Below are 17,922 nucleotides of genomic sequence, written 5' to 3'. Positions count from 1 at the left end.
GTTCGACGACATCCGAGAAACGACTTTGCAACACGACACCCCGATTCCGGCTCTGCCGACCCGCGCGTCCGCCACCAACGCATCGACACGCAGGTGGCCCGGCGACGCGGCGAACACACCGCACCACTGATTGCCTAACGACGTTTCAGGCCCCGGGGTCCGGCCGCTTTCGTCCTTTTTTCGTTTGGGCGCCGGCCCCATTTTCGGCATTAACCTACTGTGCTTCGTCAACTGACGCTCGATCTCGGCACCCCGCCGCCATCGACATTCGACAATTTCTTCGCCGGCGCGAACGCCGAGCTGGTCACGCGCCTGCGTGAGCTCGACAACGCGCTGGCCGCCGGGCCGCTCGCCGATCGCACCTTCTATATCTGGGGCGAAGCCGGCAGCGGCCGTACCCATCTGCTGCAGGCACTCGTGCACGAAGCGCCGCCGGGCCATGCGCGCTTCGCCAGCCCGCAGAGCAGCCTCGCCGCGTTCAGCTTCGATCCGCGCGTCGCGCTGTACGCGATCGACGATTGCGACGGCCTGTCGGCCGCGCAACAGATCGCCGTGTTCAACCTGTTCAACGAAGTGCGCGCGCACCCCACGAGTGCGCTGGTCGCGGCGGGCAACGCCGCGCCGATCGGCATGACCGTGCGCGAGGATCTGCGCACGCGCCTCGGCTGGGGTCTGGTGTTCCATCTCGCGCCGCTACCCGACGATGCCAAGGCTGCGGTGCTCAAACGCGCCGCGCGCGAACGCGGCATCATGCTCGCCGACGACGTGCCGGCCTATCTGCTCACCCATTTTCGCCGCGACATGCCGAGCCTGATGGCGCTGCTCGACGCGCTCGACCGCTTCTCGCTCGAACAGAAGCGCGCGGTCACGCTGCCGCTATTGCGCACGATGCTCGCGTCGCCTGGCGTCGACGAGCGGCGCGGTTCCGCGGGCACGGCGACAGGATCGAACCCCGCCGCCACGAACTCCGACGCTGCCCCGCCGGGTTCATACGCCGCCCTTCCCGCTTCAAGTAAAATAGGCCCCCATGGCTAACCTCGCACTCTTCGATCTCGACCACACGCTCATTCCCACCGACAGCGACCACGAATGGGGCCGCTTCATGGTGAAAAAAGGCATGGTCGACGCCGAAAATTTCGCCCGTGAAAACGACCGCTTTTTCGCTGACTACAAAGCCGGCAAGCTCGACATTCACGCCTACCTGGTCGCCATGCTCACGCCGCTCGCGAAGTACACGCGCGGGCAACTCGCCGATCTGCACGCCGAGTACATGCACGAAGTGATCACGCCGGCCATCCTGCCGGCCGCGCTCGAACTCGTGAAGCAGCACCGCGAAGCGGGCGATCTGTGCTGTGTCGTCACCGCGACCAACGAATTCATCACGCGGCCGATCGCCGAAGCCTTCGGCGTCGATACGCTGATCGCGTGCGAGGCGGAAACCGTCGGCGGCGATCCGCACGGCGCCTACACCGGCCGCCCCACCGGCACGCCGAGCTACAAGGAAGGCAAGATCGTGCGCACCGAAATGTGGCTTGCTTCGCTCGGCAAGAGCTGGAGCGACTTCGAGCACAGCTATTTCTATAGCGATTCGCACAACGACATCCCGCTGCTCGAAAAAGTCACCGATCCCATCGCGACCAATCCGGACGACACGTTGCGTGCCCATGCGCAGAACAAGGGCTGGCGCATCCTCGAACTCTTTCAACCCTCGTGATCAAGAAACTCATCCGCAAGCTATTCGGCCAGGACACGGCAAGCGCTGACGACGCGCTCGCCGCCGAAACCCACGCCGAGGCCAAGGCCGAAGCCCGCGCCGACGCCGCCGGCAACGCTCCCACGCGCGCCAGGTCCGCCACCGCCGGCACCGCGCGGCCGCGCCGCAAATCCGCTGGAGCCGCCGCCGCGAAAACCCCGCGCGAGCCGGATGCGCCCGTCATCATCCCGCACGACGTACACGGCATCGATCCCACGCTGATCTCACGCAATGCGATCCGCGTGACCGAAGGCCTGCAGCAAGGTGGCTACCGCGCGTTCATCGTCGGCGGCGCGGTGCGCGACCTGCTGCTCGGCGTGAAACCGAAAGACTTCGACGTCGCGACCGACGCGACGCCCGAGCAGGTGCAGAAGCTGTTCCGCCGAGCGCGCATCATCGGCCGACGCTTCCAGATCGTGCACGTGCAGTTCGGTCAGGAAATCATCGAAACCTCGACGTTCCGCGCGCTGGTCGATGCGCCGGCCGCGGACGCGCCGCCGCCGAAGCGTCTGAAGCGCGACGAGCTCGACCGCCGCACCCACGCGGTCGACGCGAGCGGCCGCGTGCTGCGCGACAACGTGTGGGGCGAGCAGCACGAAGACGCCACGCGCCGCGACTTCACGATCAACGCGATGTACTACGATCCGGCCACGCAAACCGTGCTGGATTACCACAACGGCATGGCAGACATGCGCGCGCGCCTGTTGCGCATGATCGGCGACCCGGCCACGCGCTATCGCGAGGATCCGGTGCGGATGCTACGCGTGGTGCGTTTCGCCGCGAAGCTCGGCTTCGACATCGACGAAGCCACCCGCGCGCCGATCGACACGATGGCCGATCTGATCAACAACGTGCCCGCCGCGCGTCTGTTCGACGAGATGCTGAAGTTGATGCTGTCGGGCCACGCACTCGCGTGCCTGAAGCGGCTGCGTCAGGAAGGTCTGCATCACGGCCTGCTGCCGCTACTCGACGTCGTGCTGGAGCAGCCGATCGGCGAGCGCTTCATCTCGCTCGCGCTGTCCAACACCGACGCGCGCGTGCTGGCCGGCAAGCCGGTGTCGCCGGGCTTCCTGTTCGCGACGCTGATGTGGCACGACGTGCAGCAGCGTTGGCAGAAATTCGAAGCGGACGGCGAGTATCCGGTACCCGCTCTGCATCGCGCGATGGACGAAGTGCTCGACACGCAGACCGAGAAACTCGCGATCCACAAGCGCTTCTCGGCCGATATGCGCGAAATCTGGGGCCTGCAGCTGCGCCTCGAAAAACGCTCGGGCCGCAGCGCGTTGAAGCTGCTGGAACACCAAAGATTTAGAGCGGGGTATGATTTCCTCCTGTTGCGCTGCGCCGCGGGCGAACTCGATGAGTCGGTCGGAGCGTGGTGGACGGAGTTCATCGAAGGAGACGCCGCCGCGCGCGAGACATTGCTCACGCAAGGCGGGAAGGACCGGAGCCCCAGAAAACGACGGCGGCGCGGTGGCGCCAGAAACCGCAAATCAGGCGAAGGAGTGGAGGGCGGCTCGCCCGCCGAACGCACGGACAACGACGTGAGCCATGAAGGCTCACACGAAGACTGACGCGGCGTTCGCGGAAGCCGTCGAACGATAGTTGCAGGAAGTTATGCCATGACGGTTGCTTATCTTGGCCTCGGCGCGAATCTCGGGGACGCGCGCCAGACCCTGAAAGACGCGGTGGTGTGCCTGGCCCAACAGCACACCATCACCGTGCTCGCCAAATCGAGCCTGTATCGCACCGCCCCGATCGATGCGGGCGGCGATGACTATTTCAACTGCGTCGTGAAGCTCGAAACGACGCTCCCCGTGCGGCATCTGCTCGCGCTGTGTCACAAGATCGAGCATCACTTCGGCCGTGAACGGCCGTTTCGCAACGCCCCACGCACGCTGGATCTCGACATCCTGCTCTACGGCGATCAATCGATCGACGAAGCCGATCTGATCGTGCCGCATCCGCGTCTCGTCGAACGTGCGTTCGCGCTGGTGCCGCTCGTCGAGATCGACGCGGAACTGGTGATTCCGTTGCATGGCCGCGCCGCCGCGCTGATCGAGCGCGTCAGCGAGCAGCGCATCGAAAAGGTGAAGTCGCCCTGTCAGTGTCCGGTGCTCAATGCGCTGACCGGCGGTTCGGCCGACAAGGGCCGCTGCGAATGAATTCGCCGCCGCTCACGGTCACCGCGCCGCAACTGCGCCCGCCATTCGGCTATATCGCGATCGAAGGGCCGATCGGTGTCGGCAAGACCTCGCTCGCGCGGCGCCTCGCGCAACGCTGGTCGATGCAGGAGCTGTTCGAACGCCCGCAGGACAACCCGTTTCTCGAACGCTTCTATCGCGACACCGCGCGCTATGCGCTGCCGGTGCAGTTGCATTTCGCGCTGCAACGCGCGCAGCAGGCGCAGGAAGTCGTCGCCGCGCAGGCAAGCGGCACACCGCTGATCGCCGATTTCATGACGCAGCGAAACGACATCTTCGCGCGTCTGACCTTGCAGGAAGACGAGTGGCAGCTGTATCGCGCGCTCGCCGCGGGTCTTACGGTGAGCGCGCCGGCGCCCGATTTCGTCGTCTATCTGCAGGCCAGCCCCGAGGTGCTGTTCGCGCGCATCCAGAAACGCGCGGTGCCGATGGAGCTGCAGATTTCCGATGCGTATCTGCGCGCGCTCAGCGACGCCTACAACGAATTCTTCTACCACTACGATCGCGCGCCCGTGCTGACGGTCAACGCCGAACATCTGAATCCGCTCGACTCCGACGCGGACCTTGCGCTGCTCGCCGAACGCATCGAAACGATGCGTGGACGCAAGGAATTCTTTGTTAAAGGCACGTCGCTGTAAGCGGCGTCGCCGTTATTTTTCCCACTGGATTAACCATGACCTATTTGCAGGAAGCGAGCCGGAGCGCGATCACCGTGCCGAAACTGCAGGCAATGCGCGATGCCGGCGAAAAGATCGCGATGCTGACCTGCTACGACGCGAGCTTCGCGGCACTGCTCGATCGCGCCGGTGTCGACGCGCTGCTGATCGGCGACTCGCTCGGCAACGTGCTGCAAGGCCAGGCGACCACGCTGCCGGTGTCGCTCACCGACATCGCGTATCACACGGCGAGCGTCGCGCGGGCGCGGCCATCGGCGCTGATTCTCGCGGATCTGCCGTTCGGCACTTACGGCACGCCGGAAGACGCGTTTCGCAGCTCGGTCGAACTGATGCGCGCGGGCGCGCAGATGGTGAAGCTCGAAGGCGGCGAATGGCTCGCGGATACGGTGCGCTTTCTGGTCGAGCGCTCGATCCCGGTGTGCGCGCACGTCGGGCTGACGCCGCAATCGGTGCATGCCTTCGGTGGCTTCAAGGTACAGGGCAAGACCGAAGCCGGCGCGAGTCAGCTGCTGCGCGATTCGCTCGCGATGCAGGCGGCCGGCGCGCAACTGATCGTGATGGAAGCGATTCCGACGCGGCTTGCAGGCGAAGTCACGAGACAGTTGCGCATTCCGACGATCGGGATCGGCGCGGGGCTCGACTGCTCGGGTCAGGTGCTCGTGCTGCACGATATGCTCGGGATTTTCCCCGGCAAGCGGCCGCGTTTCGTGAAGGATTTCATGCAGGGACAGCCGAACATTCAGGCGGCTGTCGAGGCTTATGTGCGGGCGGTGAAAGAAGCGACGTTTCCGGGCGCTGAGCACACGTTCTGAGCCTGGAGGAATCGCGGCGCCCCGATGCCTGATTTGCGGCTCGTGGCGCTTTTTTATGGAGCGTGCGCGTTTGGTGTTTCGGAACCTGGCACGCTAGATGCGCTAGCGAAGAATTCGCGCCGGCAACGCGCCACGCAACGCGTTGCAGATCAGCAGCGCTTCGGCATTCAGCACGTTGGCCTGCGTCAAGATTTTTTCAGCCGCTTTCAGGCCCATCGGGTCTTCTTCCAGCAGCACGCCGCGCATCACGCCCGGCAGCACGCCGGACGCAAGTGGCGGCGTCCACCACTGCCCCGCCAGCTTCACGAACACATTCGACCGGCCGCCTTCGGTCAGCTCACCCCGTTCGTTGAAGAACAGCGTATCGAAGGCACCCTTCGCTTCGGCTTCGCGCCAGCCACGGTCGTAGTCGGCGCGGCGTGTGGTCTTGTGGTGCAGCAGCGGATCGGCTGCCTGCGTGGACGCGAAGCCCTGCTCGGACCCCAGCAGCACGCCGACAGATGCTTCCGGTAACGGCGTCAGCACCGCCGCGGTGATTTGCGCATTGCCGCTCTTACCGAGCGCGAGCCGCATCCGATGCGGCGTTTGCGCCGGCAGCGACGCGCACTGCGCGGCGATCTGCTCGCGGATGCGCGATTCGTCGAATTCGAAGCCGAACGTCGCGGCACTCGACGACAAACGCCGCAGATGACGCGCCAGATGCCGCACGCCGTCTTCCCGCGTCGCGTACATCGTTTCAAAGAGATCGAAGCCCGGCTCGGCGCCGGTCAGGAAACTGGCTTTCAATTGGCACTCCGCGTATTCATCGGCGGCCACGCTATCGAGCACGATGCCCGCGCCGACGCCCATGCTGCCGCGCAGAGGGGTTGCACTGCCTGATCGAGCGGATAGCGTCAGCGTGCGGATCGCGACAGACAGACAGAAGTCGCCACATGGGGAAACGTTCGCGCTCTGATCCTCACCCGCATCGAGCCACCCGATCGCGCCGGTATAAAGCCCGCGCGGCGTACTTTCGAGTTCGTCGATCAGTTGCATCGTGCGATGCTTCGGCGCGCCGGTAATCGAGCCGCATGGGAACAACGCACGCAAAATCCCGGCGAATGACGTGCCGCCAAGCAAGCTCGCCTCCACCGTCGACGTCATCTGCCAGACCGACCTATACGGCTCGACCGAAAACAGCGCTGGCACTTTCACCGAGCCGATCTGCGCGACGCGCGACAGATCGTTGCGCAACAGATCGACGATCATCACGTTCTCGGCGCGATTCTTCGGATCGTTGGCGAGGAATTCCGCCGTCCGCTGATCCGTGACGGGATCGCTCGAGCGCGGGGCCGTGCCTTTCATCGGCCGTGCGCGCAATGTCGCGCCCTGCTTTTCGATGAACAGCTCCGGCGAGCACGACAGCACCCAGTCGTCGTCCGGCAACGCGATGAGCGCGCCGAACCTCACCGGCTGGCGCGCACGCAGCCGCCGGTAGAACGCAACCGGCGAGCCAAACACATCGAAGCCGAGCCGGTACGTGTAGTTGACCTGGTAGGAATCGCCCGCGCACAGCGCCGCGTGGACTCCATCGATTGCCGCATCGAACTGCTTGCGATCGACGCTCGCGCGCACGTTGGCCGTACCCGCAACCGAAGGCTCGGCCGCGCCGTTATCGCGCGCCATCAGCCATGCGTCGACTTCATCGCGCGAGAGCTTCACGCAGCGTTCGAACAATAAAAAACGCAGCGTGGCATGACCACGCTGCGTTTCAAAAGACCGGCGCGCGTCGAGACCCACCAGCGCGCGGCCAAATTCATAGTCGGCGAGCACAACGGCGTGCAGACCGTTACGGGTATCCGCCGCAACGCTTTCGCAGACGGCTTCGAGCTGCGCCGCATCCGTACAGACCCGCTCGTGCACGAACTCCGTGTACAAGCGGCTCGAACGGCGCACTGCCGTCGCACCGCAATCGTCGAGCAGCGCGAACACCGCGCCGCGCCTGTCCACCGTCATGCTGACCGCCAAATCAGATCAGTCGAAGAAGCTCTTCACACGATCGAACCAGCTCTTGCTTTGCGGGCTATGCCGCGCACCGCCTTCCACCAGCGCCTTTTCGAACTGCTTGAGCAGATCGCGCTGCGTGTCGGTGAGCTTGACCGGCGTCTCCACCTGCACATGCACGTACAGATCGCCGGCGATGCTCGAACGCAGCCCCTTGATCCCCTTGCCGCGCAGACGGAACGTCTTGCCCGACTGCGTGCCCTCGGGCACCGTGAAACTCGCGCGGCCGGCGAGCGTCGGCACTTCGATTTCGCCGCCGAGCGCCGCGGTGGTGAACGGAATCGGCATCTGGCAATGCAGATCATCGCCGTCGCGCTCGAATACCGAGTGCTGCTTGATATGAATCTCGACGTACAGATCGCCCGACGGACCGCCGTTGATGCCCGGCTCGCCGTTGCCGGCCGAGCGGATACGCATGCCGTCGTCGATACCGGCTGGGATCTTCACTTCGAGCGTCTTGGTTTCCTTCACCTTGCCCGCGCCATGGCAGTGGGCGCACGGATCGGGAATATAGGTGCCGGTGCCGTGGCACTTCGGGCAGGTCTGCTGGATGCTGAAAAAACCCTGCGACATGCGCACCGAACCCGAACCGCTACAGGTCGGGCAGGTTTCCGGCTTGGTACCGGGCTTCGCGCCCGAGCCATGACAGACTTCGCACGAAACCCAGCTCGGCACGCGAATCTGCGTGTCGTAGCCATGCGCGGCCTGCTCGAGCGTGATTTCCATGCTGTAGCGCAGATCGGCGCCACGATAAACCTGCGGGCCCGCGCGGCCACCGCCGCGTGCAGCGCCGCCGGCCGCCTGGCCAAAGATGTCGCCGAAGATGTCGCCGAATGCATCGGCGAAACCGCCGAAGCCCTGCGCACCGGCTCCGCCCATGTTCGGATCGACGCCCGCGTGACCGTACTGATCGTACGCGGCACGCTTTTGCGCGTCCGACAGCATTTCATAGGCTTCCTTCACCTCCTTGAAATGCTCTTCCGCATCCTTGTTGCCCGGATTGCGGTCAGGATGGTGCTTCATCGCGAGCTTGCGATAAGCCTTCTTGATTTCGTCGTCGCTCGCGTTCTTCGCGACGCCCAGAACCTCGTAGTAATCCCGTTTCGCCATATCGGTTCAACGCCCCCGCGCACTGCAACGCGGCAGCTCCTTGTGAATGCTGTGGAGTCTTGCGACTCGTCCGGCCGCCGTTTGCGCCGCGCTTATCCACGGTTCCAAACAACGCCCTCCATAAAACAAATGTGCCCGGAGAGCCCAAAAGGCTCGCCAGGCGCGATAACCGCTGTTGCACGCAGGCGCCCACGAGGGGCGCCGTTGTTGCCGCCGGGCCGCGCACATCTCTGTGTGCGGCTTTACGGTCGGATGACGACCTGGCTTTAGTCTTTCTTCACTTCCTTGAAGTCAGCGTCGACCACGTCGTCGGCCTGCTGGCTCGCGCCCGCCGATGCACCAGCAGCACCTGCCGCGCCCGCCGCCGCTGCTTCGGCACCTTGCGCAGCCTGCATGTCGGCGTACATCTTCTCGCCCATCTTCTGCGAGGCCGTGGCCACCGCTTCGATCTTCGCTTCGATCGCGGCCTTGTCGCTCGAGCTGCTCTTCAGCGTGTCTTCGAGGTCCTTCAACGCGGCTTCGATCTTTTCCTTCTCGTCGGCTTCGAGCTTGTCGCCGTACTCGGTCAGTGCCTTCTTCGTGCTGTGGACGAGCGCGTCACCCTGGTTGCGGGCATCGGCCAGCTCACGCAGCTTGTGATCTTCTTCCGCGTTCGCTTCGGCGTCCTTCACCATCTTCTCGATTTCGGCTTCCGACAGACCCGAGTTCGCCTTGATCGTGATGCGGTTTTCCTTGCCGGTGGCTTTGTCCTTCGCGCCGACGTGCAGAATGCCGTTCGCGTCGATGTCGAAGCTCACTTCGATCTGTGGCACGCCGCGCGGTGCCGGCGGAATGCCTTCCAGGTTGAACTCACCGAGCAGCTTGTTGCCCGCCGCCATTTCGCGCTCGCCCTGGAACACCTTGATCGTCACGGCGTTCTGGTTATCGTCAGCCGTCGAGTAGACCTGTGCGTGCTTGGTCGGGATCGTGGTGTTCTTGTTGATCATCTTCGTCATCACGCCGCCGAGCGTTTCGATGCCGAGCGACAGCGGAGTCACGTCGAGCAGCAGCACGTCCTTGCGGTCACCAGACAACACCTGGCCCTGGATCGCGGCACCGACGGCCACGGCTTCGTCCGGGTTCACGTCACGGCGCGGATCCTTGCCGAAGAACTCCTTGACCTTCTCCTGCACCTTCGGCATACGCGTCATGCCGCCGACCAGGATCACGTCGTCGATTTCGCCGACCTTCACGCCCGCGTCCTTGATCGCGACACGGCACGGCTCGATCGTGCGTTCGATCAGCTCTTCGACCAGCGCTTCCAGCTTGGCGCGCGTGATCTTCAGGTTCAAGTGCTTCGGACCCGACGCGTCGGCCGTGATGTACGGCAGGTTGATTTCGGTCTGCTGGCTCGACGACAGCTCGATCTTGGCCTTTTCAGCCGATTCCTTCAGGCGCTGCAGCGCGAGCACGTCTTTCGACAGATCGACGCCCTGCTCCTTCTTGAACTCGCCGATGATGTAATCGATGATGCGCTGGTCGAAGTCTTCACCGCCGAGGAACGTGTCGCCGTTCGTGGACAGCACTTCGAATTGCATTTCACCGTCGACATCCGCGATTTCGATGATCGACACGTCGAACGTACCGCCGCCAAGGTCGTACACCGCGATCTTGCGGTCGCCCTTTTCAGCCTTGTCCAGACCGAACGCGAGAGCTGCGGCAGTCGGTTCGTTGATGATGCGCTTGACTTCCAGACCGGCGATGCGGCCTGCGTCCTTGGTAGCTTGACGCTGGCTGTCGTTGAAGTACGCCGGCACCGTGATCACGGCTTCCGTGACCGGCTCGCCGAGGTAGTCTTCAGCGGTCTTCTTCATCTTGCGCAGCACTTCCGCCGAAATTTGCGGCGGAGCCAGCTTCTGGTCGCGCACGTCGACCCATGCATCACCGTTGTCGGCCTTGATGATCTTGTAGGGCATCAGGCCGATGTCCTTCTGCACTTCCTTTTCTTCAAAGCGGCGGCCGATCAGGCGCTTGACCGCGTACAGCGTGTTCTTCGGGTTCGTGACCGACTGACGCTTGGCCGGCGCGCCAACGAGAATCTCGCTGTCTTCCATGTAAGCGATGATCGACGGCGTGGTGCGCGCGCCTTCCGAGTTCTCGATCACCTTGACCGAGTTGCCTTCCATGATCGCCACGCACGAGTTGGTCGTGCCGAGGTCGATGCCGATGATTTTGCCCATTTTTACTAATCTCCTGACTTTGATCGCTGCGGAAAACGCCCGGTTGGCCCTGCTGGCGGCGGGACGATCCGCTCTCAATTCATACCTGCACTCAAAATAAGTGCGGCCACATCGTTTTCAAGACCTTTTTTGCGATGCGGTCTTTAAATTTTTTCAATCGGGGACGGGTAATCCCGGTGCGCTCCGTCAGCTTGTGCGAAATCCGCCGCCTGATGCGCGGCAAGTGCCTGAATCGACGGGATCTCTACTGCGGCGGCAGCCGGCGCACCCAATTGCGCCGAGGCCGCGCGAGACGGACGAAGCGCCTCGCGCACGCCTCGTGACGCTTACTTCGGCGCGGCGACGGTCACGAGCGCGGGACGCAGCACACGATCCGCGATCACGAAACCCTTTTGCAGCACCGCGACGACGGTGTTCGGCTCCTGCTCGGCCGGCACCATCGAGATGGCCTGGTGGCGATGCGGATCGAACTTTTCGCCGACCGGGTTCAGCGCGACCACTCGGCCCTTTTCGAGCGCGCCGTTCAGCTGACGCAGCGTGAGCTCGACGCCCTCGCGGACCTTCTGCAGGTCGTCGGACGAATGGGCCACGGCTGCCTCGAGGCTATCGATCACCGGCAGCAGATGCTCGGCAAAATTCTCGATTGCAAACTTGTGCGCCTTGGCGACGTCTTCCTGAGCGCGACGGCGCACGTTTTCGGTCTCGGCCTTCGCGCGCAGGAAGCTTTCCTGCAGCTCGGCGATCTTTACCTGAGCGTCAGCGAGCGCCTGCTCGCCGGCTGCCTGCGTCGGTTCGGCGGCGCCTGCTGCCGGATCCTGCTGGGCGGTTGCGGCCTCTGCGGCCTGGCGCGCGGTTTCGTCGGCGGGCGTGGGGTTCTGGCTCGTCGGGTTCTCTTGCGTGTTTTCCATGTCGCTGAAAGTCGTTAAAAAGTAAAAGCCAACGGTAGCGCAGTCACATGACGCGCAGCGCGATTCGTGCGTTGCCGGATCGCGACACGCGCCGTTGCGCGCAACCGCATATCAAAGCCGCAGATGGGGCCGGAAAGAACCGTTTCAAGCGGCTTTCCGAGTTCTTTTGCACCAACCGCGTGCAGGCGAAATGCGCCGTAACAACCATCCGCGTGGCGCAATCAGATAGAGATTGAGTGCGACCAGCAAGTGGCCTATTCTCCATTCATACATCGGAAAAGCCACGTTAACCCTAATCTGACGTAAGCCTTACGACGCCTGACAGTTGTACCGATTCAGCCCGTTTCAATCCATCTTCCGAAGGGGAGAACCGTGAAACTGACCATTGCAATCGGGGTGCTCGCATTGGTACTGATCGCGGGCACCACGACCATCTGCATGTCCGGGGCGGTGAACGACCGCACCACCGAATATGGCGGCGCGCGCGCCACCATGGAACAGTTTTTCAATCCCCACCTGAAAATCTGTCGATAGTGCGCCGGTCCCGTTTGGTCGGCCGCCCATGCAGCGCGGCAGCCGGCTCGCGATACACGCGGCGCCGCTCCTGCTCGGCCTGCCGTTTCGACCTGCTCTCGCCGGTTTCCGCGTAAAGCGTCTGCGCAACGCTCGCCGGGCCGCGCACGTCGCACACCCCCAGCACTTCCACCTGCCACGCAACGCTGTCGATCTCGATGTCGACGAGGTCGCCGACGCGCACGTCCTTGGCCGGCTTGACGGCCGCGCCGCCGATGCGCACGCGCCCCTTGTCGACCGCATCCGCGGCGAGCGAACGTGTCTTGAAAAAACGCGCGGCCCACAGCCATTTGTCGATGCGCAGCTTCGCGCCCGGTTCGGTTGAGATGTGGTAGTTCATCGGTGTTTCAAGCTCCCGCCGTGTGCGGCATCGGCACAGCCTGCACCGGCCAGCCCTGCAGATGCTGCGCGACGATTTCACCCAGCGCGGCAATCCATGCGTGCGACGCGTTCAGGCAAGGGATGCGGTGAAACTCCTTGCCGCCCGCGTGCACGAACTCGTCGCGCACTTCCATGCCGATTTCCTCGATCGTCTCGAGGCAATCGGCGATAAAGCCCGGACAGAACACGTCGGCGCGCCGCACTCCGGCCGCGCCGAGTTCCTTCAGCGTCGGCGCGGTATACGGCTGCAGCCATTCGGCCTTGCCGAAGCGCGACTGGAACGTGATGCGGCATTCCACGGGCGTCAGTTCGAGCGCCTGCATCAGCAGCGCGCCGGTCTGCTGGCATTGCTCGTGGTATGGGTCGCCGAGGTCGAGCGTGCGCTTGGGCACGCCGTGAAAACTAAGCACCAGTTTGTCGCCCGCCGCGAAGTCGGGCCGGCCATGCTGATGCCAATATTGATGAACCTGCGCGGCGAGCGCCGCGATATACGCGGGGTGATCCGGGTACTGGCGCACCGTGCGGATTTCCGGCTGGTTGCGCATGCGCTTGAGCGCGGAGAAGGCATCGTCGAAAGCGGTGGCGGTGGTCGACGCGGAGTACTGCGGGTACATCGGCATCAGCAGCACGCGCTCGGCACCCGCGAGTTTCAACTGATTCAGCATGGCCGGAATACCGGGCGTGCCGTAACGCATCGCGTAATCGACGAGCACCGTGTAGTCGTTCAACTGCAACAGATGGCGCAAGCCCTCGACCTGCTTTTCCGTATGCACGCGCAACGGCGAACCCTCGGGCATCCAGACCGCCGCATATTTCTTCGCGGAACTACGGCCGCGAAACGGCAAAATCAGCACACGCAGAATGATCTGCCAAAGCAGCGCCGGAATTTCGACCACCCGCGGGTCGGACAGAAACTGCGCGAGATAACGGCGCACCGCGCGCGGCGTCGGCGCGTCGGGCGTGCCGAGATTGATCAGCAACACGGCGACGCGATGCGATGTAGCGTTCTGTGAGGGCCGCTCGAGATCGAAACGCATAGGCAGCAGAGATAACCGCTTCAAGCGGCAAGTCGGTTCAATGGAGATTCATTATAGCGGCGCGAATTGCGCGCGGCCCCGCGCACATCCCTGGCCATTCGGACGATTGGCAGACCACGTGGGTTCGCGCATCATTGCCGCACGGCCTGTCGTTACGGCAACGTGGAGTGAAGTCGCTGCTGATTTGCCGTTGACTGCTTGCTATTGCTGATTGTTATTGCTGACTGAGCGTCATCGAAAGCAGCCGCGCGGTGATATCGACGATCGGAATCACGCGGTTGTAGGCCATCCGGGTCGGCCCGATCACGCCGAGCGTGCCGACGATCTTGCCGTTCACCTCGTATGGCGCGGTGACGACGCTCATTTCCTCGATCGGCACGAGATTCGATTCGCCGCCAATGAAGATCTGCACGCCTGCGGCGTGACTCGACACGTCGAGCAACTGAAGCAGGCTGGTTTTCTGGTCGAATACATCGAACAGCTTGCGCAGGCGTGCCATGTCCGACGAAAGGTCCGCGACTTCGAGCAGATTGCGTTCGCCGGAAATCAGCACGGTCTCGCCGGTGTCGGATTCGTCGGTGCTCGCGGTGACGGCCGCGTGCATCAGCGAGGTCATGTCGCCGCGCAACTCGTCGATTTCCTCGCGCAGGCGGCGGCGCACTTCGTCGAACGAAAGACCGGCGAAGTGAGCATTGATGTAATTGGAGGCCTCGACCAGTTGCGACGGCGAGAAATCGCGTTGCGTGGCGAGGATGCGGTTCTGCACGTCGCCTTCGGGCGTCACGATGATCAGCAGGATGCGCTTATCGGACAGGCGCATGAATTCGATCTGCTTGAACACGTGGCTGCGGCGCGGCGTAAGCACCACGCCGGCGAACTGCGACAGGTTGGATAGCACGCTTGCCGCGGCGGCGACGATTTTCTGCGGCTCGCCCGCCTGCAGCGTGGTCTTGACGGCGCGCATCACCGCTTCCTCGTCCGCGGCGGATTCGACCGTCAGCATCGTGTCGACGAAGAGCCGGTAGCCGCGCGGTGTCGGGATACGCCCCGCCGACGTATGCGGACTGATCACGAGCCCCAGATCCTCGAGGTCGGACATCACGTTGCGAATCGTCGCCGGGCTCAGTTCGAGGCCTGAATAACGTGACAGCGTGCGCGAGCCGACCGGCTGACCTTCGGCGATGTAGCGCTCGATCAGCGTTTTGAGGAGGGTTTGTGCGCGAGGATCTAGCATGGCGAAAAATTTTAGCTCAATGGCATGGCTACCGCGAGCGCCCGCTGCGCTCGCCCCGAACGCATGCGCCGCGACCTTGCCGCCGCGCCGCGCGGGTTCGCTCCGGCGCGGCATCGAGCTCGCGGTCCGGTGCAACCTCGCACTCTAACCCGTACATATGTCATCAGGTGTTCACCATTCTAACGATAATCGCGACATGCGCCGACGGCCCGCGCGCACCGGCCCGCTACAGGGTTGGTCGGCGGTTCTTTTCAGGCCCTACCTATGGTGTAATGCCGGCATGCAAGTGACCAGCCAGTTCAAGACCGTCGCGCTCGTCGGGCGCAACAACACGCCAGGCATCGGCGAGCCGCTGACCGCGCTCGCCGCGTGCATCGCGAAGCTCGGGCTCGAAGTCGTGTTCGAGGCCGACACCGCCGCCGAAATCGGCGTCACTAACTACCCGGCGCTACGGCCCGCCGAGATCGGCGCGCGCGCCGACGTCGCCGTGGTGCTCGGCGGCGACGGCACGATGCTAGGCATCGGCCGCCAGCTCGCGCCGTACCGCACGCCGTTGATCGGCATCAACCACGGCCGGCTCGGCTTCATCACCGATATTCCGATCTCCGACATGCGCGAGATCGTGCCGCAAATGCTGTCCGGCAAATTCGAGCGCGAGGAACGCGCGCTGCTCGAAGCGCGCATCGTGCGCGACGGCACGCCGATCTACCATGCGCTCGCCTTCAACGACGTGGTGGTCAACCGCAGCGGCTTCTCGGGCATGGCGGAGCTGCGCGTGTCGGTGGATGGCCGCTTCATGTACAACCAGCGCTCGGATGGCCTGATCGTCGCGACGCCGACCGGCTCGACTGCCTACGCACTGTCGACGCAAGGGCCGATCCTGCATCCGCAGCTGCAGGGCTTCGTGCTGGTGCCGATCGCGCCGCATGCGCTGTCGAACCGGCCGATCGTGCTGCCGGACGACTCCAAAGTCAGCATCCAGATCGTCTCCGGGCGCGAAGTCAACGTTAATTTCGACATGCAGTCGTTCACGTCGCTGGAGCTGGGCGACACGATCGAGGTGCGCCGCTCGCGCCATACGGTGCCGATGTTGCATCCGGTCGGCTACAGCCATTACGCGACGCTGCGCAAGAAGCTGCACTGGAACGAGTACCCGTCGCACGAAGAAGACACGAGGCCAGACCCACGGCCATGAGGCCATAAGCGGCGCAGTCCGCTGGAACGTACGCGCCGCCGCCACCCGACTCTCACGCTCACCCGACGACTTCCATGCTTCGCCACCTCTCGATACGCGACTTCGTCATCGTCGCCGCGCTCGATCTCGAATTCGACAGCGGCTTCACTGTTTTCTCGGGCGAAACCGGCGCCGGCAAGTCGATCCTGATCGACGCGCTCGCGCTGGCGCTCGGCTCACGTGCCGATGCGAGCGTCGTGCGCACCGGCGAGAGCCGCGCCGACATCACCGCGGAATTCGAAACGCATGCGCAGGTCGACGCATGGCTCGACGCGCAAGCGCTCGGCGCGGCCGACGACGGCCAGCCCGGCGGCACCGTGATGCTGCGGCGGGTGGTCGACGCGAACGGCCGCTCGCGCGCGTTCATCAACGGTACCGCCGCGACGCTCGCGCAGTTGCGCGAGGTCGGCGAAATGCTGGTCGATATTCACGGCCAGCATGCGCACCAGTTGCTGATGCGCCCGGACGCGCAGCGCGAACTGTTCGACACGCACGCGGGCCTGTCGAATACTGCGGCGTCCGTCAGCCGCGCGTGGCGTGCGTGGCGCGACAAGGCCCAGGCCATCGAGCTTGCGCAAACGCGCGATCGCGAACTGCAGCTCGAACGGGAACGGCTCGCGTGGCAGCTCACCGAACTCGACAAGCTCGCGCCGCAGCCGGGCGAATGGGAAGAGATCAACGCGGAGCATAAGCGGCTGTCGCATTCCGCCAATCTGATCGACGGCGTACAAGGCGCGCTCGGCGCGCTGTCCGAATCGGACGAGGCGATGATCGCGCACCTCGCCTCGATCGTCTCGAAGATGCGTGACCTGGCTGAGATCGACCCGGCGCTGAACGACGTGCTGGCCGCGCTCGAACCGGCCGAGATCCAGTTGCAGGAAGCCGCGTATTCGCTCAGCCACTACGCGCAGAGGCTCGAACTCGACCCGGACCGGCTCGCGCAAGTCGAAAAGCGTCTCGATGCGCTGCACTCGGCCGCGCGCAAATTCCGTCTGCAGCCCGAGACATTGTCGGAAGAACACGAAGCGCGGCGCGCGCAACTGGCCGCGCTCGATGCCGCCGCCGACCTCGACAGCCTGCGCGCCGCCGAGGCAAAAGCGAAAGAAGCTTTCGTCGCCGAAGCGAAAAAACTGTCGAAGGCGCGCGCCAAAGCGGGCAAGGCGCTCGGCCAGGCGGTCACGACCGGCATGCAGGAACTGTCGATGAAAGGCGGCAGCTTCGAAGTCGCGCTGGTGCCGCTGCCCGAAGGCGGCGCGCACGGGCTCGAGCAGATCGAATTTCGCGTAGCGGGGCACGCCGGCGTGCCGTTGCGGCCGCTCGCGAAAGTCGCGTCGGGCGGCGAACTCGCGCGTATCAGTCTCGCGCTGGCGGTAATCGCGAGCGCGGCCAGCCCGACGCCGACACTGATTTTCGACGAAGTGGATACCGGCATCGGCGGCGGTGTCGCCGAAGTGGTCGGGCGGCTGCTGCATCAGCTGGGCGAGGCGCGTCAGGTGCTGTGCGTGACCCACTTGCCGCAGGTTGCCGCGCGCGGCGATCAACACTTCCAGGTCGCGAAGACCACCAACGGCAAAGGCGGCACGGTGAGCAGCGTGACGTCGCTCGACAAGGCGAGCCGCATCGAGGAAGTCGCGCGGATGCTCGGCGGTCTCGAAATCACGGCAACCACGCGCAAGCACGCGAAGGAAATGCTGGCCGCTTAGGTCCGTGCTTACGTTCACGCTGCGGTTCGCGCCG

The 17,922-nt window shown here is 64.3% G+C and carries 16 protein-coding genes; 9 read left to right on the top strand and 7 right to left on the bottom strand.

Annotated elements, in window-relative coordinates; all coding sequences use genetic code 11:
• The first annotated feature begins 219 nt into the window (after positions 1 to 219).
• From hda to panB, 6 genes are read left to right on the top strand one after another with little or no spacing between them, the layout of a single operon-like run.
• Complete coding sequence (hda, locus tag L0U82_RS02660; protein ID WP_233828323.1) at positions 220 to 1,035, top strand: DnaA regulatory inactivator Hda; 816 nt, start codon at positions 220 to 222, stop codon at positions 1,033 to 1,035.
• The gene (locus tag L0U82_RS02655) at positions 1,028 to 1,714 is read left to right on the top strand and encodes an HAD family hydrolase (protein ID WP_233828322.1); all 687 of its coding nucleotides are present in this window, start codon (positions 1,028 to 1,030) and stop codon (positions 1,712 to 1,714) included. The genes hda and L0U82_RS02655 overlap by 8 nt, the downstream gene beginning before the upstream one ends.
• Positions 1,711 to 3,327 carry a polynucleotide adenylyltransferase PcnB gene (gene pcnB, locus L0U82_RS02650; RefSeq protein ID WP_233828320.1) on the top strand — a complete coding sequence of 539 codons (1,617 nt, stop codon included), beginning with the start codon at positions 1,711 to 1,713 and terminating at the stop codon, positions 3,325 to 3,327. The genes L0U82_RS02655 and pcnB overlap by 4 nt, the downstream gene beginning before the upstream one ends.
• 48 nt (positions 3,328 to 3,375) lie before the next feature.
• A complete protein-coding gene (gene folK, locus L0U82_RS02645; protein WP_233828318.1) occupies positions 3,376 to 3,918 on the top strand; it encodes a 2-amino-4-hydroxy-6-hydroxymethyldihydropteridine diphosphokinase in 543 nt (180 codons plus the stop codon).
• Positions 3,915 to 4,595: a deoxynucleoside kinase gene (locus L0U82_RS02640; protein ID WP_233828317.1), complete on the top strand. Its 681-nt coding sequence runs from the start codon at positions 3,915 to 3,917 to the stop codon at positions 4,593 to 4,595. The genes folK and L0U82_RS02640 overlap by 4 nt, the downstream gene beginning before the upstream one ends.
• Positions 4,596 to 4,630: 35 nt before the next feature.
• Positions 4,631 to 5,446: a 3-methyl-2-oxobutanoate hydroxymethyltransferase gene (panB, locus tag L0U82_RS02635; protein WP_233828316.1), complete on the top strand. Its 816-nt coding sequence runs from the start codon at positions 4,631 to 4,633 to the stop codon at positions 5,444 to 5,446.
• A gap of 102 nt (positions 5,447 to 5,548) precedes the next feature.
• Here panB and pabB read toward each other — a convergent pair whose 3' ends face one another.
• The 4 genes from pabB to grpE all read right to left on the bottom strand — a co-directional run bounded on the left by pabB (position 5,549) and on the right by grpE (position 11,726).
• The gene (pabB, locus tag L0U82_RS02630) at positions 5,549 to 7,441 is read right to left on the bottom strand and encodes an aminodeoxychorismate synthase component I (RefSeq protein WP_233828315.1); all 1,893 of its coding nucleotides are present in this window, start codon (positions 7,439 to 7,441) and stop codon (positions 5,549 to 5,551) included.
• 18 nt (positions 7,442 to 7,459) lie between these two features.
• The gene (gene dnaJ, locus L0U82_RS02625; RefSeq protein ID WP_233828314.1) at positions 7,460 to 8,599 is read right to left on the bottom strand and encodes a molecular chaperone DnaJ; all 1,140 of its coding nucleotides are present in this window, start codon (positions 8,597 to 8,599) and stop codon (positions 7,460 to 7,462) included.
• Between the two features lie 266 nt (positions 8,600 to 8,865).
• Positions 8,866 to 10,818: a molecular chaperone DnaK gene (gene dnaK, locus L0U82_RS02620; protein ID WP_233828313.1), complete on the bottom strand. Its 1,953-nt coding sequence runs from the start codon at positions 10,816 to 10,818 to the stop codon at positions 8,866 to 8,868.
• A gap of 326 nt (positions 10,819 to 11,144) precedes the next feature.
• The gene (gene grpE / locus L0U82_RS02615) at positions 11,145 to 11,726 is read right to left on the bottom strand and encodes a nucleotide exchange factor GrpE (RefSeq protein ID WP_233828311.1); all 582 of its coding nucleotides are present in this window, start codon (positions 11,724 to 11,726) and stop codon (positions 11,145 to 11,147) included.
• Between the two features lie 372 nt (positions 11,727 to 12,098).
• On the opposite strand from grpE, the gene L0U82_RS02610 reads away from it, so the two are divergent.
• A complete protein-coding gene (locus tag L0U82_RS02610; RefSeq protein ID WP_233828309.1) occupies positions 12,099 to 12,260 on the top strand; it encodes a hypothetical protein in 162 nt (53 codons plus the stop codon).
• Here the strand turns inward: L0U82_RS02610 and L0U82_RS02605 are convergent.
• From L0U82_RS02605 to hrcA, 3 genes are all read right to left on the bottom strand, one after another.
• Positions 12,232 to 12,639: an RNA-binding S4 domain-containing protein gene (locus L0U82_RS02605; RefSeq protein ID WP_233828307.1), complete on the bottom strand. Its 408-nt coding sequence runs from the start codon at positions 12,637 to 12,639 to the stop codon at positions 12,232 to 12,234. The two genes, L0U82_RS02610 and L0U82_RS02605, sit on opposite strands and share 29 nt — an antisense overlap.
• A 7-nt stretch (positions 12,640 to 12,646) precedes the next feature.
• Positions 12,647 to 13,717, bottom strand: coding sequence for a ferrochelatase (hemH, locus tag L0U82_RS02600; RefSeq protein ID WP_233833091.1), 1,071 nt, complete (start codon positions 13,715 to 13,717; stop codon positions 12,647 to 12,649).
• Positions 13,718 to 13,931: 214 nt separating this feature from the next.
• On the bottom strand, positions 13,932 to 14,951 hold the full coding sequence (gene hrcA / locus L0U82_RS02595) for a heat-inducible transcriptional repressor HrcA (RefSeq protein ID WP_233828306.1): 1,020 nt from the start codon (positions 14,949 to 14,951) through the stop codon (positions 13,932 to 13,934).
• Positions 14,952 to 15,231: 280 nt separating this feature from the next.
• Here hrcA and L0U82_RS02590 point away from each other — a divergent pair, with 280 nt between their 5' ends.
• Together L0U82_RS02590 and recN are read left to right on the top strand one after the other, a co-directional pair.
• Positions 15,232 to 16,146: an NAD kinase gene (locus tag L0U82_RS02590; RefSeq protein ID WP_233828305.1), complete on the top strand. Its 915-nt coding sequence runs from the start codon at positions 15,232 to 15,234 to the stop codon at positions 16,144 to 16,146.
• Between the two features lie 74 nt (positions 16,147 to 16,220).
• Entirely contained in the window at positions 16,221 to 17,888 is a 1,668-nt protein-coding gene (gene recN / locus L0U82_RS02585; protein WP_233828304.1) for a DNA repair protein RecN, read from the top strand.
• The last annotated feature ends 34 nt before the right edge of the window (positions 17,889 to 17,922 follow it).

Origin of the sequence: Paraburkholderia sp. ZP32-5 (assembly GCF_021390495.1) — a bacterium.
Lineage (GTDB): Bacteria > Pseudomonadota > Gammaproteobacteria > Burkholderiales > Burkholderiaceae > Paraburkholderia.
This window is presented reverse-complemented; position numbering and strand designations above follow the sequence as displayed.